15 protein-coding genes and 2 pseudogenes are annotated in these 22,944 nt (G+C 74.0%); 8 read left to right on the top strand and 9 right to left on the bottom strand.

Features of this window, described 5'->3' with window-relative positions; genetic code table 11:
- Positions 1 to 47: 47 nt before the first annotated feature.
- Both C6W10_RS07110 and C6W10_RS07105 read right to left on the bottom strand, forming a co-directional pair.
- Positions 48 to 1,115: a CapA family protein gene (locus C6W10_RS07110; RefSeq protein ID WP_369938652.1), complete on the bottom strand. Its 1,068-nt coding sequence runs from the start codon at positions 1,113 to 1,115 to the stop codon at positions 48 to 50.
- Between the two features lie 406 nt (positions 1,116 to 1,521).
- Positions 1,522 to 2,247: an adenosylcobinamide amidohydrolase gene (locus C6W10_RS07105; RefSeq protein WP_107257358.1), complete on the bottom strand. Its 726-nt coding sequence runs from the start codon at positions 2,245 to 2,247 to the stop codon at positions 1,522 to 1,524.
- 358 nt (positions 2,248 to 2,605) lie between these two features.
- On the opposite strand from C6W10_RS07105, the gene C6W10_RS07100 reads away from it, so the two are divergent.
- From C6W10_RS07100 to C6W10_RS07065, 8 genes are all read left to right on the top strand, one after another.
- Positions 2,606 to 3,283, top strand: a complete 678-nt coding sequence (locus C6W10_RS07100) for a Crp/Fnr family transcriptional regulator (protein WP_101369128.1) — start codon at positions 2,606 to 2,608, stop codon at positions 3,281 to 3,283.
- Between the two features lie 512 nt (positions 3,284 to 3,795).
- Entirely contained in the window at positions 3,796 to 4,410 is a 615-nt protein-coding gene (locus tag C6W10_RS07095; RefSeq protein ID WP_107257357.1) for a TetR/AcrR family transcriptional regulator, read from the top strand.
- A gap of 28 nt (positions 4,411 to 4,438) precedes the next feature.
- Complete coding sequence (locus C6W10_RS07090; protein ID WP_107257356.1) at positions 4,439 to 5,263, top strand: TIGR03084 family metal-binding protein; 825 nt, start codon at positions 4,439 to 4,441, stop codon at positions 5,261 to 5,263.
- Positions 5,260 to 7,023, top strand: coding sequence for an acyclic terpene utilization AtuA family protein (locus C6W10_RS07085; protein WP_107257355.1), 1,764 nt, complete (start codon positions 5,260 to 5,262; stop codon positions 7,021 to 7,023). The genes C6W10_RS07090 and C6W10_RS07085 overlap by 4 nt, the downstream gene beginning before the upstream one ends.
- Complete coding sequence (locus tag C6W10_RS07080; RefSeq protein WP_107257354.1) at positions 7,020 to 8,219, top strand: acyl-CoA dehydrogenase family protein; 1,200 nt, start codon at positions 7,020 to 7,022, stop codon at positions 8,217 to 8,219. Before C6W10_RS07085 ends, C6W10_RS07080 begins: the two co-directional genes overlap by 4 nt.
- Positions 8,220 to 8,306: 87 nt before the next feature.
- Positions 8,307 to 9,845 (top strand): acyl-CoA carboxylase subunit beta, encoded by a 1,539-nt coding sequence (locus C6W10_RS07075; RefSeq protein ID WP_369931415.1) that lies wholly within the window; start codon positions 8,307 to 8,309, stop codon positions 9,843 to 9,845.
- A gap of 33 nt (positions 9,846 to 9,878) precedes the next feature.
- Complete coding sequence (locus C6W10_RS07070) at positions 9,879 to 11,972, top strand: biotin carboxylase N-terminal domain-containing protein (protein ID WP_107263732.1); 2,094 nt, start codon at positions 9,879 to 9,881, stop codon at positions 11,970 to 11,972.
- A gap of 64 nt (positions 11,973 to 12,036) precedes the next feature.
- Positions 12,037 to 13,242 carry an acyl-CoA dehydrogenase family protein gene (locus C6W10_RS07065; RefSeq protein WP_107257352.1) on the top strand — a complete coding sequence of 402 codons (1,206 nt, stop codon included), beginning with the start codon at positions 12,037 to 12,039 and terminating at the stop codon, positions 13,240 to 13,242.
- A gap of 18 nt (positions 13,243 to 13,260) precedes the next feature.
- Here the strand turns inward: C6W10_RS07065 and C6W10_RS07060 are convergent, their stop codons facing one another.
- The 7 genes and pseudogenes from C6W10_RS07060 to C6W10_RS07030 form a co-directional block, all read right to left on the bottom strand.
- Positions 13,261 to 14,388: a hypothetical protein gene (locus C6W10_RS07060; protein WP_107257351.1), complete on the bottom strand. Its 1,128-nt coding sequence runs from the start codon at positions 14,386 to 14,388 to the stop codon at positions 13,261 to 13,263.
- Positions 14,385 to 15,326: a transporter substrate-binding domain-containing protein gene (locus C6W10_RS07055; RefSeq protein WP_107257350.1), complete on the bottom strand. Its 942-nt coding sequence runs from the start codon at positions 15,324 to 15,326 to the stop codon at positions 14,385 to 14,387. The genes C6W10_RS07060 and C6W10_RS07055 overlap by 4 nt, the downstream gene beginning before the upstream one ends.
- Positions 15,327 to 15,412: 86 nt before the next feature.
- Positions 15,413 to 17,212, bottom strand: a complete 1,800-nt coding sequence (locus C6W10_RS07050) for a serine/threonine-protein kinase (RefSeq protein ID WP_107257349.1) — start codon at positions 17,210 to 17,212, stop codon at positions 15,413 to 15,415.
- A gap of 31 nt (positions 17,213 to 17,243) precedes the next feature.
- Entirely contained in the window at positions 17,244 to 17,687 is a 444-nt protein-coding gene (locus tag C6W10_RS07045; RefSeq protein WP_107257348.1) for a hypothetical protein, read from the bottom strand.
- A gap of 324 nt (positions 17,688 to 18,011) precedes the next feature.
- Positions 18,012 to 20,210, bottom strand: a pseudogene (locus tag C6W10_RS39640) (adenylate/guanylate cyclase domain-containing protein); the annotation flags it as partial.
- 126 nt (positions 20,211 to 20,336) lie between these two features.
- Positions 20,337 to 21,908: pseudogene (locus tag C6W10_RS39635) on the bottom strand (adenylate/guanylate cyclase domain-containing protein); the annotation flags it as partial.
- Positions 21,905 to 22,705, bottom strand: coding sequence for an MBL fold metallo-hydrolase (locus C6W10_RS07030; RefSeq protein WP_107257347.1), 801 nt, complete (start codon positions 22,703 to 22,705; stop codon positions 21,905 to 21,907). The pseudogene C6W10_RS39635 and the gene C6W10_RS07030, both read right to left, overlap by 4 nt.
- Positions 22,706 to 22,944: the final 239 nt, after the last annotated feature.

Genomic DNA, 22,944 nt, shown 5'->3' with positions numbered 1-22,944 from the left:
TCGCCTCAGGCTCCTTGCCGCCCGGCCTCAGGGCCCAGCGCCGCGCCTCAGCTCGCGGCGGCCGGCGGCGTGATCTTGCCGTCCGGAGCCACCCGGGCGCCCGTCTTCGGGAAGTCGGACCTGCACAGGTCCCGGACGAGACCGGCGGCGCGCCGCTGCGAGTCCATCGTCGGCCTGCCCGCGCCGTTCATGTACGTCGAGACGAGCTGCCCGCCCGCCCACTCGCCCTCGGCGGTCAGCGAGACCTTGAGCACCGCTCCCCAGCCGAGCCGGCCGTTGTTGCTGAGCGTCCCCTCGCCACCGGCGAAGTTGCCGAGGCTGTACGCGATCAGCCGGCCCTTGTAGAACTCCAGCGCCCGCATCACGTGCGGCCCGTGCCCGACGACCAGGTCGGCACCCGCGTCGATCATCGAGTGCGAAAACTTGATCGGGTCGCCCCGGTTCTCGCCGAGGAACATCTCCGTGCCGGGACGGACCCGGGTCTTCTCCGAGCCCTCGCCGCCCATGTGCACCTGCACGACGACCAGGTCCGCCATGGTGGCGGCCTTCTGGATCACCTTCTTCGCCGAGCTGATGTTGGTCAGGCTGTTCGACCAGGCGTACGACGAGAAGCCGGCCACCGCCACCTTGACACCCTCGACGTCGACCACGGTGATCTGGTTGGGCGCGCCGGTGTGCTGGAGGCCGTACTTCTCCAGGGCCTCCTGGGTGTTCTCGTAACCGGCCTTGCCGTAGTCGTACCCGTGGTTGTTGGCCTGGTTGAGCAGCTCGAAGCCGGCCTCCTTGAGGTGCCCGGCGTACGACGGCGGAGCCCGGAACTGGTGACAGCGGGTGGAGTTGGCGCCGCACTTGGAGGTACCGGTGTCGTCGGTCAGCGGCTCCTCGAGGTTGCCCATCACCAGGTCGGCGGCGAGCGCCTTCTTGACCGAGTTGAAGAAGCCCTTGCCACCATTGGCCGGCAGCCGCCCCGGGGCGTTGCCCATCACGATGTCCCCGGTGGCGGACATGGAGATGACCTTGGGTGCCGGTTCACCGGTCGGCGACGGGGCGGCCGAGGCCGAACCGGCGGCGCTCGGCCCGGCCTGCGGCCCGGCCTGATCGTCGCCGCCGAACATGTTGAACGCGGCCACCGCCGCCACCCCGGTACCGAGGAGCACGGCGAGGACCGCGGTCACGACGAGGGCGGTCCGGCCGGCGCTGCGGGGCGCCCGGCGGGACTTGGGTGTGGTCGGCTCGGTGTCGTACATCGCCCGGTGACAGTACCGGGATCGGGCAACGGGAGCGACCGTCGACCGGCCGATGTTCTCCCGCCGCGCGTCCGTGCTCCCCCGAACGGCCGACTCCACCGCCGGCCCCGACCACCCGTGACCGGCCCGTCACGCATCCACGACCGGCGCGTCGCGCATCCACGGCCGGCGCGTCGCGCATCCACGGCCGGCCGGCGCGCCGGCTACCGTCGCCGGCTACCGTCACGCCGGTTACAGCGGCGGCGTCACCTGGCCGACCCGGGCGCGGCGGCGTTCACCGCTGTGACCAGGGGACGGTCGGTCGGGCCCCGCCCTCACGTACCGCCCGGCAGGCGGCGCGGGCCAGCGGGGCACCCCAGCGCGACCGTGGACCCCCGTACGGTTCGGCGGGGCCGTCCGGCGGGCAGAGCACGGTCACCGCGTCGGTGGCGGTACCGGTGGCGGGCAGGCCCAGCTCGCGCAGCGCCTGCGCCTTCGCCTCGGTGATCGTCGCGACGGCGTTGACCAGGGCGGCGTCGCCGAGGCGCTCCGGCAGCAGCGCGACGATGTTGACCGTGCCGACGTGCCGCACCGCCGTGCTGCCGGGACCCGCCGGGCCGGCAGGGTGCACCGTCGCGCGGGGATCGGGCGCGGTGGCGGATTCGGGTGGCGGCGCCGAGACGTCTGCGGCCCAGATCGGGGCACCGAGACCGACGGTGGCCCAGATCCGGACACCGTGGTCGTCGGCGGTCACCACCTCCGCGACGTCGACGCCGGTGAGCAGTCCGACCCCGGGTCCGCGCAGGCCGAGCCGCTCGGCCAGCTCACCGAGGTGGGCGTCCGGGTCGTCCCGGCGGTACGACATCGGCACGGTCGCGTTGACCACCCAGTGCCGTACCCCGATCCCGCCACCGAGCGGGCCGGAGCTGATCGCCAGCGCGGGCCGGTCGAGCCGCCAGACCAGCAGCGGAGCCTCCCGCCCCTCCTCGACCCGGTAGGTCAGCTCCAGTTCGCGCAGCACCGCCCGACCCTACGGTCCGGCCCCGACCTCCCTGGTTCGCGGTCGGGCCCGACAGGCGCCTCACCATCGACCTGGACACCAGGGGCGTTACCAAGGACCGATAACGCCCCTGGTGTCCAGGTGACCGTCCGGCGATGACGACCTGGGCCCGGTGGGGGGCCGGAGACTCGCCCGGGCGGACACGGCAGGCGTCAAACCGGGCGTACCCCCGGGTCATCCGGGGTTACGGGTACCGGCACCGGATCAAGATTCCAGGGGTGCTCCTCCGATTACTCTTCACATGCGCCTAGACTTGGCGGGCGCGCCGATCACCGGCCGGAACCCGGCCGCGGGCGGCTCGCGTGGGCGGAGGTGCGCGATGGACGAGGTGTTGGCTCGGAGCGGGATCTTCCAGGGCGTGGACCCCGAGGCTGCCGAGGCACTCGCGAAGGACATGGAGACGCTCGAGGTCCGAAAGGGCGAGATCGTCTTCAACGAGGGCGAACCGGGCGACAGCCTTTACATCGTCCTGAGCGGCAAGATCAAGGTCGGTCGCCGGGCCGCTGACGGCCGGCAGAACCTGATCGCCGTGATGGGCCCGTCCGACATGGTCGGCGAGCTTTCGCTCTTCGACCCCGGTCCGCGTACGGCGACCGCCACCGCCGTGATCGACACCCGGCTCGCCCGGCTGCGCAAGCAGGCGCTGCGGCCGTGGCTGAACAACCGGCCGGAGATCGCCGAGCAGTTGCTCCGGGTACTCGCCCGCAGGCTGCGCCGGACGAACGACAACCTGGCCGACCTGATCTTCACCGACGTGCCCGGCCGGGTGGCGAAGAACCTGCTCCAGATGGCGGGCCGGTTCGGCACCCGGGACGGCGGCGTACTCCGGGTAACCCACGACCTGACCCAGGAGGAGATCGCCCAGCTCGTCGGCGCCTCCCGGGAGACCGTCAACAAGGCGCTGGCCGACTTCGCCTCGCGGGGCTGGCTGCGGCTGGACGGCAAGAGCATCATCATCCTCGACCCGGAACGCCTGGCCCGCCGCGCCCGGGTCTGACCCCCGCGTACGCCCTCGGCCCCGCATCGCCAAGCCTGGCTGGTGCGGGGCCGATCCGTGCCGCCACCCCGCCCCGGCCCCGGCTCCTTCCAGCCCGGCGCGCCGTAGTCGGCGCCGCGGCTACATCAGCCGCGCCAAGATTCTTGGCGACTTATGGTTCGCTACGCGCCATAACTCGCCAAGATCGCCGAGTTCTTGAGCAGGGTTAGTTGCCGTCGATTTCGACGTCGAGGCCGACGTCCTCCAAGGCGTCCTCCAGCTCGTCGAGATCTTCCTGAATCTCTTCTACGAGGTCGTCGAACATGCTGCTGACCTACCTTCCGGGAGCGTGCGAACGCCTCGCGTACGCGAAGCAAAAATAGGGTACTTTTCACCGCAAAACGCCGTCAACCAACTCCTGGTTGCCACGACGCTTCGACTCGGTGCGCCGAGTGTACAAAGTGGATTCGACGAACCAGCGACGAAAAACAAGCAGTCTTGACTGTTTGTTTCTGACGGAGCAGGCTGTCCCCGTGCCCACCACACCGACCCGTACCCCCCAGCGGGAGCGCAGCCGGGCCACCCAGGCCCGGGTGCTGGAGGCCACTGTGGAGTGTCTGGTCGAGCGGGGCTGGTCCGGCACCACCACCACGGTGGTGGCGGCCCGGGCCGGCGTCTCCCGGGGCGCTCAACTGCACCACTACCCCACCAAGAGCACGCTGGTGATGGCCGCTGTCGAGCACCTCGCCGAGCGCCGGGCGGCGGAGATCCGCACCGAGGCGGCCGACCTGCCGGCCGGTCCCGAGCGGTTCGACCGGGTCATCGACATGCTGGCCAGCGCGTTCACCGGCCCGCTCTTCGTCGCCGCCCTCGAACTCTGGGTCGCCGGCCGGACCGATCCGGAGTTGCGGGACGCGCTGGTGCCGCTGGAGGCCCGGGTCGGCCGGGAGATGCACCGGCTCACCGTCGACCTGCTCGGGGCCGACGAGCGGCAACCGGGGGTACGCGAGGCGATCCAGGCAACCCTCGACCTGCTCCGAGGGCTCGGGGTGGCCAACCTGCTCTCCGACGACTCGACCCGACGCGCCGCCCTGCTCGGCATCTGGAAACGCCAACTCGCCTCGATCGTCGCCACCGCACACCACTGACCCACACCACCTGGCAAGGAGCCCGCGCATGGTCGATCTCGACAGCCTGCTGACGGACCTGGCCGCCGAGTCGGCGGCACTGGAGACGCTGGTGGTGAGGCTGCCCGAGGCGGACTGGGCCCGGCCCACCCCCGCGCCGGGCTGGACCGTCGCGCACCAGATCGCCCACCTCGCCTGGACCGACCACGTCGCCACACTGGCCGCCACCGACGTCGACGCGTTCGCCGAGTCGATCCGGCACGCGGCGAACGATCCATCCGGCTTCATCGACCGGGGCGCGGCGGAGTTCCTGGCGCCCGTACCCGAACTGCTGCAGCGCTGGCGGGCCGGCCGGTCGGCACTGGACCGGGCGCTGCGCGACGTACCGGCCGGGACGAAGATGCCCTGGTACGGCACCCGGATGTCGGCCACCTCGATGGCCACCGCCCGGATCATGGAAACCTGGGCGCACGGCGAGGACATCGCCGACACCCTCGGCATCACCCGTACGCCGACCGCCCGACTCCGGCACGTCGCCTACCTCGGCGCCCGTACCGTCGGACACGCCTTCGCCACGCACGGCCGCCCGATCCCCGAGGCGCCCGTACGCGTCGAGCTGACCGGCCCCGACGGCGAGCCCTGGCACTTCGGGCCGGCCGACGCGGCGGACCGGGTTTCCGGGCCGGCACTGGACTTCTGCCTGCTGGTCACCCAGCGACGGCACCACGCCGATCTCGCCCTGGTGGCGGTCGGACCGGTCGCCACCGAGTGGCTCGGCATCGCCCAGGTCTTCGCCGGCCCGCCCGGCCCCGGCCGCCGGCCCGCCGACCACCGCGGATCAGGTGAACGCGACGAGCCGGCCGGAGTGTCATGATCGGCGGCAGCCCGGAGGTGCTGCGGATCGGCAACGCCTCCGGGTTCTACGGCGACCGGTCGAGCGCCTGGCGGGAGATGCTCGACGGCGGCGACCTCGACGTGCTGACCGGCGACTACCTGGCCGAGCTGACCATGCTGATCCTCGGCCGTGACCGGCGGCGCGACCCCGAACTCGGCTACGCCCGGACCTTCCTCCGGCAGCTCGAACCCTGCCTCGGCACCGCGCTGGACCGGGGCGTGCGGATCGTGACGAACGCCGGCGGCCTGCATCCGGCCGGGCTGGCCGCCGCGCTGCGGACCCTCGCCGACCGGCTCGGGCTGCCGGCCCGGATCGGGTACGTCGACGGCGACGCGCTGGACCGGCCGGGCGCGCTGACCGCGAACGCGTACCTGGGGGCGTTCGGCATCGCCGCCTGTCTCGATGCCGGGGCGGACGTGGTGGTCACCGGGCGGGTCAGCGACGCCTCGCTGACGGTCGGGCCGGGGATCGCCCACTTCGGCTGGACCCGGGCCGATCTCGACCCGCTCGCCGGGGCGACCGTGGCAGGCCACCTGCTGGAGTGCGGTGCCCAGGTCAGCGGTGGGAACTTCAGCTTCTTCACCGAGCTGCCGGACGGCGGACGCCGCCCCGGCTTCCCCCTCGCCGAGTTGCATCGGGACGGCTCGGCGGTGCTCACCAAGCATCCTGACACCGGCGGCGCGGTGACCCGGGAGACCGTCACCGCCCAACTGCTCTACGAGATCGCCGGACCCGACTATCTCGGCCCGGACGTGGTGACCCGGCTCGACTCGGTCACCCTGACCGACGCCGGACCCGACCGGGTACGCGTCAGCGGGGCCCGTGGCACGCCTCCACCGCCCACCCTCAAGGTCGGGGTCACCCGGCTGGGCGGCTTCCGCAACTCGATGACCTTCGTCCTCTGTGGACTGGATATCGAGGCGAAGGCGGCACTGGTCCGGGAACAGCTCACCGACGCGGTCGGCGCCGAGGGGCTGGAGTTCACGCTCGCCCGTACCGACCATGTGGACGCGGTCGACACCGAGACGGCGAGCGCGCTGCTGCACGTACACCTGAGCGACGGTGACCCGAAGCGGGCCGGGCGGGCCTTCTCGGCCGCCGCCGTCGAACTGGCCCTGGCCTCCTACCCCGGTTGCACCCTGACCACCCCGCCCGGCGACGCCAGCCCGTACGGGGTGTTCGCCGCCGAGGAGGTGGCCCAGGAGCTGATACGGCAGGTCGCCGTGCTCCCCTCCGGCGAGCGGATCGAGATCCCCCCTCCGACGGTCACCGCAGCGCACCACGAGCAACCGGGCACCGCAGGGCGCGACCAGGAGCCGGTCCGTGGGTCGGGTGGGCAGGTGCCGGGCGGGGGTGGCCCGACCCGGCGGGCGCCGTTGGGGCTGGTGCTCGGGGCTCGCTCGGGTGACAAGGGCGGCGACGCCAACCTCGGAGTCTGGGCCCGGTCGGCCGCCGGGCACCGGTGGATGCTCGGCTGGCTGACCGTCGAACGGCTGCGCACCCTGCTGCCCGAGACCGCCGCACTGCCGGTACGCCGATACGAGCTGCCACGGCTGCGGGCGGTCAACTTCGTGCTCACCGGGCTGCTCGGCGCGGGGGCGGCCGGCTCGACCCGGTTCGACCCGCAGGCCAAGGCGCTCGGTGAGTTGCTGCGTGCCCGCCTCGTCGACCTGCCGGTCGAGCTGCTCGACGGGCCGACCGCCCCGCCCGGCGAGCCGGCGGTCGGGGAGCCGGGATGACCGAGCCGGAGACGCTGGAGCGGCGGCAGCTCCGCGAGCTGACCCGACGGTTCGTCACGCGCGACGTGCTGCCCCACCTGGACGGCTGGGAGCGGGCCGGCGAGGTGCCCCGGGCGCTGCACGGCACCGCCGCCGAGCTGGGACTGCTCGGGCTCGGCTTTCCCGAGGCGGTCGGCGGCAGCGGCGGCGACCTGCGGGACAGCCTGCTGGTCACCGAGGAAGTGATCCTGGCCGGTGGCTCTTCCGGGCTGGTCGCCGCGCTCTTCACCCACGGCATCGCCCTGCCGCACATCGTCGCCGCCTGGCAGCGGGACGGCCACCCCGGACCCGAACCCGGCTCCGGACCCGGCTCCGAACCGGGGACAGCCGCCGCGCTGGTCGACCGGTACGTCCGGCCCACCCTCGCCGGGGCGCGGATCGGGGCGCTCGCGGTGACCGAGCCGGACGGCGGCTCGGACGTGGCGGCGCTGCGCACCACCGCCCGGCGGGACGGCGCCGACTACCTGGTCAACGGCACGAAGACCTTCGTCACCAGCGGGGTACGGGCCGACTTCGTCACCACCGCCGTCCGGACCGGTGCACCGGGTGCGGCCGGCATCTCCCTGCTGGTGATCGACACGGACGCACCGGGCTGCACCGTCGACCGGCGGCTGGAGAAGCTCGGCTGGCACTGCTCCGACACGGCCACCCTCTCCTTCGTCGACGTCCGGGTCCCGGCCGGAAACCTGATCGGCGTCGAGAACGCCGGCTTCGCCGCCATCATGCGCCAGTTCGGCACCGAACGGCTCTCCCTGGCCACCCAGGCGTACGCCACCGCGCAGCGCTGCCTCGACCTCACCGTGGCCTGGTGCCGGGACCGGCACACCTTCGGCGGTCCGCTGATCGGGCGGCAGGTCGTCCGGCACCGGCTCGCCGAGATGGCCACCCGGACGGCGGCGGCCCGGGCGTACGTCCGGCAGGTCGCCGACCGGGTGGCGGCCGGCGAGCCGGTGCCGGCCGAGGTGGCGATGGCCAAGAACGCCGCCGTCTCGGCCTGCGACCGGGTGGTCGACCAGGCCGTCCAACTGCACGGCGGGCACGGCTACCTGCGCGACGCCGAGGTGGAGCGGCACTACCGGGACGCCCGGATCCTGGGCATCGGCGGCGGCACCACGGAGATCATGAACGAGATCATCGCCAAGGGCCTGGGAATCTGAGGGCGTGGACAGGAGGAACCGGTCGTGACCGTGTTGCGGACGGCCGTCGACCCGGCGGCTGCGGCGTACCAGGAGAACCGGGCCGCGATGCTGGACCGGCTGGCGGAGCTGGAAGGTGCGCTGGACGCCGCCCGGGGCGGCGGCGGCGAGCGGTACGTGGCCCGGCACCACGAGCGGGGCAAACTCCTCGCCCGGGAACGGATCGAGCTGCTGCTCGACCGGGACGCGCCGTTCCTGGAACTCTCCCCGGTCGCCGCCTGGGGCACCGACTTCCCGACCGGTGCCGGCGTGGTCACCGGGATCGGCGTGGTCGAGGGCGTCGAGTGCGTCGTCGTCGCCAACGACCCGACGGTACGCGGCGGCGCGGTCAACCCCCACACGCTGCGCAAGACCCGGCGGGCCGGCGAGATCGCGTTGGCGAACCGGCTTCCGATGATCAACCTTGTCGAGTCGGGTGGCGCCGATCTGCCCAGCCAGGCGGAGATCTTCATCCCCGGCGGTCAGGTCTTCCGGGACCTGACCCGGCTCTCGGCGGCCCGGATCCCGACCGTCTCGGTCGTGTTCGGCACCGCGACGGCGGGCGGGGCGTACGTGCCGGGGATGTCCGACTTCACCATCATGGTGCGCGGCCGGGCGAAGGTCTTCCTGGCCGGGCCGCCACTGGTGAAGATGGCGACCGGCGAGGAGGCCGACGACGAGTCGCTGGGCGGCGCCGCCATGCACGCCGGTACCTCCGGACTGGCCGACTTCGTCGCCGCCGACGAGCGGGACGGGCTGCGGCTGGCCCGGCAGTGCGTACGCCGGCTCGCGTGGCGCAAACACGGCCCGCCGCCCCGCACCGCCCGACCCGAGCCGCCGAGGTACGACCCCGAGGAGCTGCTCGGCATCCCCAACGGTGACCTGCGGGTGCCGTTCGACCCGCGCGAGGTGCTGGCCCGGGTCCTGGACGGCTCGGAGTTCGACGAGTTCAAGCCGGCCTACGGCCGCGCCCTGGCCACCGGCTGGGGCGAGTTGCACGGCTATCCGGTCGGCGTACTGGCGAACGTGCAGGGCGTGCTCTTCTCCGAGGAGGCGCAGAAGGCGGCCCAGTTCATCCAGCTCGCCAACGCCGCCGACGTCCCGCTGCTGTTTTTACAGAACACCACCGGCTACATGGTCGGCACCGAGTACGAGCAGCGCGGCATCATCAAGCACGGCGCACTCATGATCAACGCGGTGTCGAACTCGACCGTGCCGCACCTGACGGTCAACCTCGGCGCGTCGTACGGGGCGGGCAACTACGGCATGTGCGGGCGGGCGTACGAGCCGAGGTTCCTCTTCACCTGGCCGAACGCCAAGTCGGCGGTGATGGGCCCGACCCAGCTCGCCGGGGTGCTCTCGATCGTGGCCCGGCAGGCGGCTCAGGCCAGGGGCCGGCCGTACGACGAGGACTCCGACGCCGCCATGCGGGCCATGGTCGAGCAGCAGATCGAGACGGAGTCGGCCGCGCTGTACCTCTCCGGCCGGCTCTACGACGACGGCGTCATCGATCCCCGGGACACCCGTACCGTCCTCGGGCTCTGCCTCTCGGCGGTCCACAACGGACCGGTTCGCGGCGCCGACACCTTCGGCGTCTTCCGGCTCTGAGCCATGCGCGTCGACGACAAGGAGGAGCGGCGGATGATCCGCAGACTGCTGGTGGCCAACCGGGGCGAGATCGCCCGGCGGATCTTCGCCACCTGCCGGTCCCTCGGCATCGAGACGGTCGCCGTGCACTCCGACCCGGACGCCGACGCGCCGTACGTCGCCGAGGCCGACGTCGCGGTCCGGCTGCCGGGTGCCGCGCCGGTCGAGACGTACCTCCGGGTCGACCGGCTGGTCGAGGCGGCGCGGCGGACCGGGGCGGACGCGGTGCACCCCGGTTACGGCTTCCTCGCCGAGCACGCCGGCTTCGCGGGCGCGGTCGGCGACGCCGGACTGACCTGGGTCGGCCCGCCCGCCAAGGCGATCGCGGCGATGGGTGACAAGACCGAGGCGAAGGCGCTGCTCGCCGACGCGGGCGTGCCGATGCTGCCGACGTACACCGCCGCCGACCAGGTCGAGGCGTTTCCGGTACTGGTCAAGGCGGCGGCCGGCGGCGGTGGGCGCGGGATGCGGATCGTCCGTGACCCGGCGGACCTCGCCGGGGCGATCGAGGCGGCCCGCCGGGAGGCCGCCGCCGCGTTCGGCGACGGTACGGTCTTCGTCGAGCCGTACGTCGAGCGCGCCCGGCACGTCGAGGTGCAGGTCGTCGCCGACGCGCACGGCACCGTGCTCTGCCTCGGCGAGCGCGAGTGCTCGATCCAGCGCCGGCACCAGAAGATCGTCGAGGAGACACCCTCGGTCGCGGTCACCCCGGAACTGCGGGCCGGGCTGGAGGACGCGGCGGTGGCCGCCGTCCGGGCCGTCGACTATCTCGGGGTGGGTACCGTCGAGTTCCTGCTCACCCCGGCCGGCGAGTTCCACTTCCTGGAGATGAACACCCGGCTCCAGGTCGAGCACGCGGTCACCGAGTGCGTCACCGGCATCGACCTGGTCCGGCTGCAACTGCTGGTCGCCGAGGGCGGCCGGCTGCCGGCCGCCGCCCCGCCGGTCACCGGGCACGCCATCGAGGTACGCCTCTGCGCCGAGGACCCGGCCGCCGACTGGCTGCCGGCCACCGGGACGCTGCACCGGTTCGCGGTGCCGGGGGTGACCGCCGAGTTCGGTACCGGCCCGGGGCGCGGTTTCGGCCTGCGCCGCGACTCCGGACTGCGGCTCGACTCCGGGGTGCGGGACGGCTCGGTGGTCGGGGTGCACTACGACTCGATGGTCGCCAAGCTGATCGCCTGGGCGCCGACCCGGGACGAGGCGGTCCGGGCCCTCGCCGCCGCGCTGCGCCGGGCGGAACTGCACGGCGTGACCACCAACCGGGACCTGCTGGTCCGGGTGCTCCGCTCGGCGGAGTTCCGGGCCGGTGAGATCGACACCGGTTTCCTCGACCGGCATCCGGAGGTCTTCACCCCGCTGCTGCCGCCGGACCGGGTCGGGCTGGCCGGGCTGGCCGCCGCGCTGGCCGGGGCCGCCGAACGCCGGGCCGCCGCACCGGTGCTCGGCACGCTGCCCTCCGGCTGGCGCAACGTCCCCACCTCGGCACAGACCATCGGGTACGCCGGCCCGACCGGCCCGGTCGAGGTCGACTACCGGCTGGACCGCTCCGGCGCCCTGGTCGCCTGGACGACCCGACCCGCCGGCACCACCCCGAACCGACAGCCCGAGCCGAGCAGCCAGCGCGAACCGAGCAGTCAACCCGAGCCGAGCGGACAGCCCGAGCCGAGCCGGCAGCCCGAGCCGAGCGGGCAGCCGGAGGTGGTGCTGCTCGCCGCCGAGCCGTCCCGCACCGTGCTGGCGGTCGACGGGGTGCGGCAGGCGTTCGCCGTACACCGGGTCGGCGAAACGTCCTTCGTGGACGGTCCGGACGGTTCGGTCGCGCTGACCGAGCTGCCCCGGTTCGCCGAGCCCACCCCCGAGCTGGCCGAGGGCTCACTGCTGGCGCCGATGCCCGGCACGGTCAGCCGGGTACTGGTGACCGCCGGGCAGCGGGTCGCCGCCGGTGCACCGCTGCTCGTGCTGGAGGCGATGAAGCTCGAACATCCGGTCACCGCCCCCGGCGCCGGGGTGGTGGCCGAGCTGCCGGTCGGCGCCGGTGCCCAGGTGGAGACCGGTGCGGTACTCGCCGTGGTCACCCCGGAATAGTCCGCCTCCACCCATCCGCCCGGTCCCCGTCGGACCCCGGTCCCCTCGTCGGAAGGCATCCCGCATGGACTTCGACCCCACCCCCGAGCAGCGGCAGCTCCGTGCGGCCGTCCAGGCGCTCGGGAAGCGTTACGGCCACGACTACTTCGTCGCCAAGGCGAAGGCCGGCGAGCACACCACCGAACTCTGGGACGAGGCCGGCCGGCTCGGCTACCTCGGGGTGAACATCCCCACCGAGTACGGCGGCGGTGGCGGCGGCATCACCGAACTGGCCATCGTCTGCGAGGAACTGGCGGCGGCCGGCTGCCCGCTGCTGCTCCTGGTCGTCTCGCCGGCCATCGCCGGTACGGTGATCGGCCGGCACGGCACCGAGGCGCAGCGCCGGACCTTCCTGCCCGGACTCGCCGACGGGTCGCTGAAGATCGCCTTCGCGATCACCGAACCGGAGGCGGGCTCGAACTTCCACCGGCTCGGCACCGTCGCCCGTCGGGACGGTGCGGAGTGGGTCCTCTCCGGCCGGAAGTGCTTCATCTCCGGCGTGGACGAGGCGCCGTACGTCCTGGTCGTCGCCCGGGTACCCGCCCCGGAGAGCGGCGGTGCCGGCGGGCCCGACGAGCGGCTCCGGCCGGCGCTCTTCCTCGTCCCGACCGACGCCCCCGGGCTGACCAGGTCCAAGCTGGATATGGAGATCGTCTCCCCGGAGAACCAGTGGCTGCTCTACCTCGACGACGTACGGCTGCCCGCCGACGCCCTGGTCGGCGGCTCGGCCGAGCCGGGCGACCGGGACGGGCTGGACGCCGGGCTGCCGGCGCTCTTCGCCGGGCTCAACCCCGAACGGATCACGGTCGCCGCGATGAGCGCCGGAACCGGCCGGTACGCGATCGAGCGCGCCTCCACCTACACCGCGACCCGCCGGGTCTGGGGCCGGCCCGTCGGCGCCCACCAGGGCGTCTCGCACCCGTTGGCGCACGCCGCCGTCCAGGTGGAACTGGCCCGGTTGATGATCGCCAAGGCCGCCGCCCTCTACGACGCCGGGCGGGACGTCGAGGCCGGCGTCGCCGCGAACCTCGCCAAGTACGCCTCGGCGGAGGCGGCGGCGCTGGCCGTGGACACCGCCATCCAGGTGCACGGCGGGAACGGGATGACCACCGACTACGGGGTGGCCACCCTGCTCGGTGCGGTACGGGCCGGCCGGATCGCCCCGGTCAGCCGGGAGATGATCCTCAACTTCGTCGCCCAGCGGGTCCTCGGCCAGCCGAAGAGCTACTGAGCGCCTGCGGGAGCGGCCTCAGAACGCCGGGGTGGCCGTACGGCACTCCGCGTCGATCCGGTGCACCGGGCGTACCCGCCGACCCATCCCCTCCAGCAGCGAGTCCTCGACGTGGAAGCCGTGGATCCGCAGCCGGTAGCGGGGCAACTCCTCCTCGGTCGGGCAGAGCACCTGCGCCTCGACCCCGCCGGTCGGCACGTACCGGACGCCGCCCCGCTCCTGGAGGATCACCATGCTGACGTCGTCCACCGTGATCACGTGTCCCCGGATCCGCTCGACCTCGCCGGCCGCCGGATCGGGTGCCGCCGGCCCGGCCTCGGGGGCGGCCGGGGTGGCGCCGGTGCCGTCGTCGACGGTCCGGACCGTGGTGACGGTCAGCGGCAGCACCGGTGTGGTGATCACCGGCAGCGCCGCCCAGCAGAGCATCACCAGCACCGCCACCTGCACCGTCATGGCGAGCGGTCGCACCACCGCCACCGGTACGGGCCCGGTGACGAGCAGGGCGAGCAGCGGCGGGGCGGCGATCACGAGTGTCGCGAACAGTTCCCGCTGCCGCCACGCGTCGCCCAGGGTCGGCAGCATCAGCACCGCGTACCCGGCCAGCAGCGCGGCGAGGAGCAGCAGCCGGGGGATCCGGCGCTCGTCGAGCCGGGCCGGGCTGAGCTGGAACGCGGCCGCGAACGCCGGCAGCAGCAGCGGCAGGTAGAGGATCGGCCAGGTGGCGAGCGCGACGGCGAAGCTGGCGATCACCACCCACGGCGGGGTGATCGCCCGCCAGCGGGCGAAGAGCGGCGGGTGCCGGCCGATCCGGTGCCCCGGGTTCGCCTCGGCGCTGGCCAGCAGCACGGCGCCGATCGCGAAGACCGCGACCAGCCCGGCCGAGACCAGCCGGGCGGCGGTGGTGACCAGCGCGGCGGCCAGGTTCACCGGGTTCACGTTGGCGACGAGCAGCAGGGTGGTCTGCAACTCGCCACCGGCCTCGACGCCGAGCCGGAGTACCGAGAAGATCGCCGGCACCCCGACGACCAGCGTCCAGAAGGACTGGCTGGCCCGGGACCTCCGCTCGGCGGCGTCGGCGGCGGACGGCCAGCCCGGTGCCGGCGCGCCGGGCGCCGGGGCGCTCCGATCCCGCTCGGCGAGGGTCACACCGGCGCCTTCTCGTCGAAGTCGACCAGGTCCGGGACGTTCAGCGGCGGCGGCTGTTGACGGTCGGCGCCGAGCCACGGCCCCAGGTTCCGGTGGTACGCGCTGAGCCACGGACTGGTCCGGCCGTCCCGCCCCTGCTGGTAGCTCTTCTGTAGGAAGAAGGCGACCAGGTCGCGGAGCGCGGGATCGCTGATCGGCACCCCGATGCCGAGCTGTTCGCTGGTGCCGAACGGCATGTCGACGACCTCGAACCTGCCCGGATGGTGCGAGCGGAACCCGGCGAGGATCGTCTCGTCGGAACTCACCGCGTCGTACCTGCCGTCGATGATCCCGTCGACACAGTCCCGGACGTTCTTGACCACCAGCGCCTTGATCTCGTGTTTCTCCAGTTCGGCCTCGGTGGTCGAGCCGCCGCCGACACAGATCCGGAAGCCGGGGGTACGCAGGTCCTCGATCGTGCGGATCCGGTTCTTCATCGCGACCGGGATCATCACCTCCTGGGTGGTGACGAAGTACGGCCCGGCGAAGCTGACCAGCTTCTGGCGTTCCTCGGTGATGGAGAAGCTGGAGACCACCATGTCGACCTGCCCGCTCTGTAGCGCGGGGATCCGGTCCTCGGTGGCGAGGTGGACGAACTCAATCCGCTCGTCCCCGGCGTAGCCGAGCGACGCCGCGATGTAGCGGGCGATGTCGATGTCGAATCCGATGTACTTGCCGGTGTCGTCCAGTACGCCCATCAGTGGTTCGTAGGTGGCGACCCCGATCCGCAGCTTGCTCTGGCCGTGGATGTGCGACTGCTTGAGCTTTTCCTGCACGGAGGGCGGCTCGGGACCGCGCCGGCTGTCGCAGCCCGCTCCGGCGGCGAGCAGCAGGGTGAGCACGACCGCCATGGTCGTGCCGAGGAGGCGTACCCGGCCCCTGGGAGATGTCTCGGTCATCGGCGGACCCCGGTCTGGAAGAGGGGGGATGCTATCGCCGAGCGTAGCGGTCAATGTCCACTTCGGTGCTCGACACCACGCGGAGGTCAGCTCGCCGTGAGGGTGGGCCCGGTGAGCCGGTCGACGCCCTTGCCGGCCAGGCAGCGGAAGGTCCGCCCGGTCCCGCCGGCCGGCGGCGGAAGCACCTCGAACCGCCACGGTGCGACGTCGATCAGGGTGGTGGTGCGCCGGAATATCGTGGCGTTGCAGACCTGGCGGACGGTGGTGTCGTCCTTCACCGCCGCGTGGTCGGCCGGGTCCAGCCCGAGCGGCAGGTCACCCTCGGCATAGGACTCCCAGGTGTGCCGGCCGGCGCAGGAGGTCTCGGGGGCCTCCGCGGCGGTCCCCCGGAGCCGGACCGGGCCGAAGCACTCCAGCTCGACCGGGCAGCGGGCGGCCTCGGGCAGCGGCAACTGGCAGCCGGGCAGCGCACCGGTGCCGAGCGGCGGCCGGCTGGCGGTCGGAGCGGCGGTCGTCGCCACCGCCCGCCCGCTCGGCGACGGGCCCGGCAGGGCTCGGGTGGCGACGAACCAGGAGCCGCCGGCGATGCTGGCGAGCAGGGCCAGCACGCCGAGTCCGCCGAAGATCCAGTAGCGCCGCTTGCGGCGGCTCGGCCGGGAGACGGTGGGCTCTCCGTCCACCTCCGGCGGGGCGGAGCCGGACCGGGGTGGTGGCGGCGTGTACGACCTTGAGAGATAGACGCTGGGCGGGGCACCGCCCGAGGTCGGCGCCCCGGAGACGGGGACGCCCGACACCGGCACGCCGGAGACCGGCACACCCGAGACGGGGACGCCCGAGACCGGTGCGCCGGAGACCGGCGCGCCCGAGGTGGGTGTGCGGGGTGAGGGCGTACCGGCGGGACCCGACGTCGTCCCGGAGCCCGCCGGTGCCGCGCCGCTGCTGGCGGCCGGGTCTCCGATCGGCCAGGATCCGCCGGAGACCGGAATCCCGGAGACCGGGATCCCCGACACCGGCACGGCGGCCACCACGGTCGGGTTCGGCGTCGTCGCCACGGTCGGCGGATCCAGGGGTACGGCGGCGAGCAGGTCCCGCAACTGCTCGGCGCTGGGCCGGTCGGCCGGGTCGTTGGCCATCCCGTAGCGGAGCAGGTCGAGCAGTCGGCTCGGTACGCCCGGCAGCTCGGGGATCGGCTCGGTGAAGAGTTCCAGCAGGGTGAGCAGTCCGGGATTGCGGTCGGCCTGCCAGCGCGGCGGCTTGCCGTGCATCACCGCGTAGAGGGTGGCGCAGAGTGCGTACACGTCGACGGCGGGCGACGGCGGGCTGTGCCGGAACATCTCCGGTGGCGCGTACGCCGGGGTCAGCACCTCCAGGGTGATCGCCGAGTCCCGGGCCTCGGCGAGTACGGCCAGCCCGAAGTCGGCGAGCGCCGGCTCGTTGAACCGGGAGTAGAGGATGTTGGCCGGCTTGACGTCCCGGTGCAGCACCCCGAGCTGGTGCGCGTCGGCGAGCGCGTCGGCGATCTTCACGCCGACGTCGCGGGCCTCGACCGGACTCAACGGCGAGGTACGCATCCGCTCGGCGTACGACCCGTCGCAGAGTTCCATGATCAGGTATGGGTGCTGGTCCTCGGTGACCCCGGCGTCGAAGAGGTCCACCACGTGCGGATGGGAGGACATCCGGCCGGCGGCCCGTGCCTCGCGGAGGAAACGGCGCTGGTCCCGCTCGCTGTCCAGCGTGCGGTTCTCGACCTTCACCGCGACCTCGCGCCCCACGGACTGCTGGGTGGCCCGGTAGACGGTGGCGTAGCCGCCCCGGGCAAACACCTGCAAATCCGTCAGACCGGGCACGACGGGCAGCGGCAGCGCGCCTGGCGGGGTGTCGGTCACAGAGTCGAAAATACCGGGAACATGAGCCGGTTCAGCCCCCCGCACCCATGGCTGTTACCGGCTGGTTGCCATTGTGGTGCCGGTCGTACCAGAGCCCGGCGGCGGTGGCAACCGCACCCAGGCCCTCCCAGAGCGCCACTCCGAGGAACCGCCCCGGCGCCACCTCGGTCAGCACCAGGACGGTGAAGACGGTGAAGGTCAGCGCCCGGAACAGCACCGTGAACCCGAAGAAGGGCCGCCACTCCGTCCACGCCGCGAGCAGGTAGTAGACGCCCATGTTGAACGAGGCCATCGACGACGCGGCGACGAAGGTCCCGGTGTAGTCGCCGTCGGCCCGCTCGGCCGGGGCGAGCACCTCGAAGCCGAGCATCGCCAGCAGCCACTCCGGGCGGACCAGGCCGACGGCACCGAGCAGCAGAGCGAGCCCGCCGAAGACGGCGATGGTCCAGCCTGCGACCGAGCGGGGCAGCCTCACCTGCGGTCCTCCGTGCCGGCGCCGGTCCGCTGTGGACGGCAGTGGATCTAGGCTAACGGCTCACCGGCCCGGACGGTATCCCGGAGATCGATGGAATCGAAACCGGCCGCACGGCCCGGGCCGGCACGACGACCGGGGCCGAGCCACCTTCCCCGGGTCCGGCGACCGGGCCGGGCTCGGCGACCTTGCCGGACTCGGCGACCTTGCCGGACTCGACGACCTTGCCGGACTCGACGACCTTGCCGGACTCGGCGACCTTGCCGGACTCGGCGACCTTGCCGGGCTCGGCGACCCTCGCAGCCGCGCGTCCGGCCCGCCGCCGCGCTACGGCGGAGTGTCCCCGGCGAGCGCCGTCGGCGCCGGAACCTCCCCGGCGAGCCGCTGCCGGACCACCAGCAGCCGCTCCGGGGCGGTACCCGTCGACGACCGGGCCAGCCGGTCTCGCAACTCCTCCGCCCCGGCCCGCTCGCTGGTCTGCTGCGTCGAGTACGCCAACCGGACCGCCTCCTCGGCGACCTCGAAAGCCTCCGCCGGCTGCCCCGCCCCGGCCAGCGCCTCGGCGAGTACCCGCGCGGCGATCACCCGACTGCGGATGTCCTCGCCCGGAGCCTCCACCGCCTGCCGGGCCCAGTCGAGCGCGGCCGCTGTCTGCCCGTCGGCGAGCAGCGCGGAAGCGTACCGGGCCAGGGCCTGGCGGCGGCTGAACAGCACCGACGGCACCGCACCGGCCGCCGCGATCGGTTCGAGCAGGCTCACCGCGGTCGCCGCGTCACCGTCGGCCAGCCGGCTCGCGGCGAGCAGCATCCGGGGACCGAGCTGGGTCGGCGCCAGCGGGTTGTGCGGCTCCACCGCCGCCAGCACCGCCTCGGCGTCCCGTTCCGCCGCCGCGACGTCGCCCCGGTCCAGCGCCACGAACCCGCGCAGCGTGCCGGCGAGCCCGGTCAGCAGCGGGTGCGAGGTGCGCCGGCCGTACCCGAGCGCGTCGGTGAGCAGGTCGGTGGCGTGCTCCGGCTCGCCGACACCGCGCGCCACCGCACCGCGTACGACCAGGGCGAAGCCCCGGCCCCAGTCGTCGGAGGCGGCGACGAAGTCCCGGTACGCCCGCCGCGCCTCGCGGTCGGCGTCGGCGAGTTCGCCGAGTTCGGCGGCGGCGAACGCCTCCACGGCGCGCAGCGTGCCCACCGCCCACGCCTCGCTGACCCGCTCGCCGAAGGGCAGGAAGACCTGGGCCAGCCGGCGGGCCTCACCGAGCCGGCCGGCGAGCAACCGGGCGAACGCGGTGGTACCGCGCAGCCAGGCCCGACCCACCGGATCGTCGATCTGGGCGAAGAGCCGGGCCGCCCTGCCCAGCACCGCGTCGGTGCCGGCGAAGTCGCCCCGGGTGGTGGTGACCCAGGCCAGGTTCTGGAGTGACCAGGCCTGCCCCCGGGGATCGTCGGCATCCAGGTTGACCTGGTAGGCCCCGGCGAACCGGCTGCTGGCCTGGCTCAACCGGCCGCTGACGAAGTCGGCCATTCCGAGCCGCCGCATCGCCGAGGCGCGCGGCCCCGGCAGATCGGCCCGGGTGGCCACCTGCAACGCCTCCTGCCAGGAGTTCACCGCCCGCGCCTGGTCGCCCAGGGCCTGGTACGCCTGACCGACCACGAGCAGTGCCCCGGCCCGTACGGCGACGTCGTCCCCGGCGTTCGCCCCGATCTTCTCGGCGAAGGCGAGCGCCTCGGCGATCCGCCCCACCTGGAGCAGGGCGCGGGCGTGCACCAGCCGGTCGCCGCCGGGTACCGACTCTCCGGCGAGCCGGGCGGCCCGCTCGGCGTACTCGACGGCCTGTGCCGGCTCTCCGGCGGCGAGTGCCCGGCGGGCGGAGCGGCCCAGCGCGGCCATGCCGAGCGGCGCCACGTTCCGGGCGGTCGCGTCGGGGCGCAGGCTGACCACGTCGGCGAGCGCGCTGGCCCGCTCGGCGTGCTCGGCGATGAAGGCGTCGCGTTCGGCGACCGGCAGCCCGCTGACCCCGGTCCCGGTCCGGCCCGGCTCGCCCGGGCCGGTGCCCGGGTCCGGCGGCGCGGCCCACTCGGCGAGGGCGGCGTGCCGGTCGGCGAGGTCGGCCTTGCCGATGCCGGCGTAGACGGCCTCCCGCATCAGCGGGGTGGCGAAGATGTAGCCGTCCCGGTTGCGGTGCAGCATCCGGCGCTGGAGCAGCTCCTCGACGGCCCGCTCCAGCTCGACGGCGAGGACCGCGGTCGGCCGCCCGTCGCGCCCGGCCCGGCGCTCGCGCAGTGCCTCCAGCGCACCGGCCGGCACCGTGTCCCCGACCACCGCGGCGTCCCGAAGTGCCGCCCTGGCGTCGGGCGGCAACGCGTCGATCCGGGCCGCCAGCACGGCGGCGAGGTCCCGGGAGAGCAGCCGGCTGCCCAGCGAACCGGGCGCCAGCCGCCAGATGACGCTGGCCCCGGTGCTGGCGGGCCCCGGACTCGGCACCGCCGTGCCGGATGCCGGGTTGGCTCCCCGGCCCTCCTCCGGACCGGCCGGTCCGCCGTTGCGCCGCTGCCCCGGAACGGCGGTGCCGGTCGCGGCCGTCCGCCCGGCGGAGCCGGCACCCGGGTCGGCGGCCGGACCGGCGGGGGATCGGGCCGGCGCCCGGCCCAGCACGGTGGTCAGCGCACCCCGCTCCATCAGCAGGGTGACCAGCTCGGCGAGGTAGAAGGGGTTGCCCTGGGCGGTGGCGAGCAGCCGGTCCACGTCCGCCTGCGGCAGCCGCCCCCCGCCGAGATAGGCGGTCAGCAACCGGGCGGCGTCGGCACCGCGCAGCGGCGGCAGGGCGTGCACCTCGGCGTCGGCCAACCGGGTCAGCGCACCGGCGGTGCGGACCAGTTCGGGGCGGCCGAGCAGCAGCACCAGCACCGGCCCGGTCAGCCGGGAGAGGGTCACGCCAAGCGCGTCGGTGGTCTCCGGGGTGGCGTCGTGCAGGTCGTCGACGATGACCGCGAGCGGCCTCTCGGCGGCGAGCGCGCTGAGCAGCTCCGCGACGGCGGCGGGGATCGCGTCGGCGTCCGGGCCGGTGTCGCCGGCCGACCACTCGGCCGGGCCGGCCGGCACGGTGCCGTGCGCCGCCGGCAGCTCGGCGTAGCCGAGCAGGGCGAGCAGGAGGTCGACGGCGACCGGCGGCGGATCGGGCCGGTACCGGGACAGCCGCTGGCCGAGCCGGCGCAGCCGCTCCTCGACCACCGGCCGGGTGACGGCGGTGGCCGGGCCGTCCGGCAGGCCGACCGCGGCCCGGACCAGGTCGGCGAGCGGGGCGAGCCGACGGCGCTCCCCGAACGCCGCGCACTTCACCGAGAGCACCCGGGCGCCGGTGTGTGTCGCGTACCGGCCGGCGCCGACGTCGTATCCGGCGGCCAGCCGTTCCACCTCGGCGGCGAACCGGGACTTGCCGATCCCCGCCTCGGCGGTCATCAGCAGCACCCGGGGCTGGCCCTGGTCGACGACCTCGGCGAGCCGACCGGCGACCCGGCCGATCTCGGTCTCCCGACCGACGAAGGGCGCCTCGTCACCGAGCCCGGACCGGGTACCGGGGGCGTCGAGCAGGCCCAGCAGCTCGTACGCCTCGACCGGCTCCCGCTTGCCCTTGAGCCGCAGCGGCCGGAGCTGTCGCCAGGAGGCGACCCGGCGGGTCGCCGCCGCCGTCCGGGCACCGGCGTAGACGGCCCCGATCGCGGCGGCGTCGGCCAGCCGGGCGGCGGTGTTCACGGTGTCGCCGATGACGGTGTATTCGATGGACGCCTGGATGCCGGCGACCACGTCGCCGGTGTTGAGCCCGACCCGGAGCCCGAGCGGCGCTCCGCCGCCCTGCTCGTCGTCGAGCACCCGGCGCACGGCCCGCTGCATGGACAGGGCCGCCCGGACGGCCCGCTCGGCGTCGTCCTCGTGTGCGACGGGGGCGCCGAAGACGGCCATGATCCCGTCGCCGGTGAGCTTGTCGACGTGCCCGCCGAAGGTCTTGACCGCACCGGCGAGCGCGGCGAGAACCCGGTCGGTGACCGTGCTGACCCGCTCTGGATCAAGGTCTTCGGACCAGGAGGTAAAATCGGACAGATCGCCGAAGAGCACCGTTACCACCCGGCGCTCCGCTTCCGGAAGGGTCGCGGCAGCCGGCAGCGCGACTCCACAGTTGTGGCAGAACCGCGCACCGGGTACGGCAACGGTTCCACACACCGGGCAGGTCACGGACTTTCCAACCCACCGGCCCCCGGGCCGGATTCCCGGTTCTCGTGATCGAGATAGGCGAGCTGGGCCCGAACGGACCATTCGGCCGCCGGCCAGAGCGACCGGTCCACGTCCGCGTAGACCATCGCCACCACCTCGGCGGCGGTGCGTGCCCCCTGGCTGCGCGCGGTGCGGACCTGGTCGAGCCGGGCCTGCCGGTGGGCCAGGTAGAACCGGGCCGCGGCGGCGCAGTCGGCCAGCGGCGGGCCGTGTCCGGGCAGCGCCGGGACCCCGGCGAACTCGGTCAGCGTCTCCAGACTGGCAAGGTAGTCCCCGAGATCTCCGTCGGGGTGCGCGACGACCGTGGTGCCCCGGCCGAGGATGGTGTCGCCGGTGAAGACGGCCTGCTCATCGCCCCCCTCGACGAGGAAGCAGAGCGAGTCGGCGGTGTGCCCCGGAGTGACCAGCAGCCGGATCCGCAGCCCGGCCAGCTCGACCGTCGACCAGGCGCGGCGGAAGGTCACCGGCTCGGCGCCGGTCAGCTCCAGAAACCGCTCAAGCCCCTCGGTGTGGTCCGGGTGGCCGTGCGTGACCAGCACCCCGGCGACCGGCCCGCGTGCGGCGACGGCGGCCAGGTGACCCTCGTCGAGCGGGCCCGGGTCGATCACGACCACCTCACCCGCGCCCGGGGCGCCCAGCACCCAGGTGTTGGTGCCGTCCAGGGTCATCGGCCCGGGGTTGGGGGCACGGACCAGCGTCGCCCAGCTCGGTAGCTGGTCGGCCAGCGCCGCCACCGGCGCGGTCACATGCCCCGTCATGGCTGAGATGGTACGACCCGCGGGCGACAGCGGCGTGACCTGCCGGTGTCGCCCGTCCGACGGGCCGCCCGGGGCATCCCCGGCTACGCCCGGCGGCGCACCCGCGGCGTCACGGTCCGGCTCCCGCCGACCCCGGACTGCCTACGCGTCCCTCGACTGCCTGCGCCGTCCCCGGACTGCCTACGCGTCCGTCGACTGCCTGCGCGTCCGTTTCCGGCGCCGCCACAGTGGTGCCTCGG

Source organism: Plantactinospora sp. BB1 (assembly GCF_003030385.1).
Classification (GTDB): Bacteria; Actinomycetota; Actinomycetes; order Mycobacteriales; family Micromonosporaceae; genus Plantactinospora.
This window is presented reverse-complemented; position numbering and strand designations above follow the sequence as displayed.

Excerpts from the sequence above, each read along its gene's own strand:
- C6W10_RS07085 (WP_107257355.1), top strand. The coding sequence starts at position 5,260 with ATGATCGGCGGCAGCCCGGAGGTGCTGCGGATCGGCAACGCCTCCGGG.
- C6W10_RS07090 (WP_107257356.1), top strand. The coding sequence starts at position 4,439 with ATGGTCGATCTCGACAGCCTGCTGACGGACCTGGCCGCCGAGTCGGCG.
- C6W10_RS07030 (WP_107257347.1), bottom strand. The coding sequence starts at position 22,705 with ATGACGGGGCATGTGACCGCGCCGGTGGCGGCGCTGGCCGACCAGCTA.
- C6W10_RS07100 (WP_101369128.1), top strand. The coding sequence starts at position 2,606 with ATGGACGAGGTGTTGGCTCGGAGCGGGATCTTCCAGGGCGTGGACCCC.
- C6W10_RS07080 (WP_107257354.1), top strand. The coding sequence starts at position 7,020 with ATGACCGAGCCGGAGACGCTGGAGCGGCGGCAGCTCCGCGAGCTGACC.
- C6W10_RS07055 (WP_107257350.1), bottom strand. The coding sequence starts at position 15,326 with ATGACCGAGACATCTCCCAGGGGCCGGGTACGCCTCCTCGGCACGACC.
- C6W10_RS07110 (WP_369938652.1), bottom strand. The coding sequence starts at position 1,115 with ATGTTCGGCGGCGACGATCAGGCCGGGCCGCAGGCCGGGCCGAGCGCC.
- C6W10_RS07065 (WP_107257352.1), top strand. The coding sequence starts at position 12,037 with ATGGACTTCGACCCCACCCCCGAGCAGCGGCAGCTCCGTGCGGCCGTC.
- C6W10_RS07075 (WP_369931415.1), top strand. The coding sequence starts at position 8,307 with ATGCTGGACCGGCTGGCGGAGCTGGAAGGTGCGCTGGACGCCGCCCGG.
- C6W10_RS07070 (WP_107263732.1), top strand. The coding sequence starts at position 9,879 with ATGATCCGCAGACTGCTGGTGGCCAACCGGGGCGAGATCGCCCGGCGG.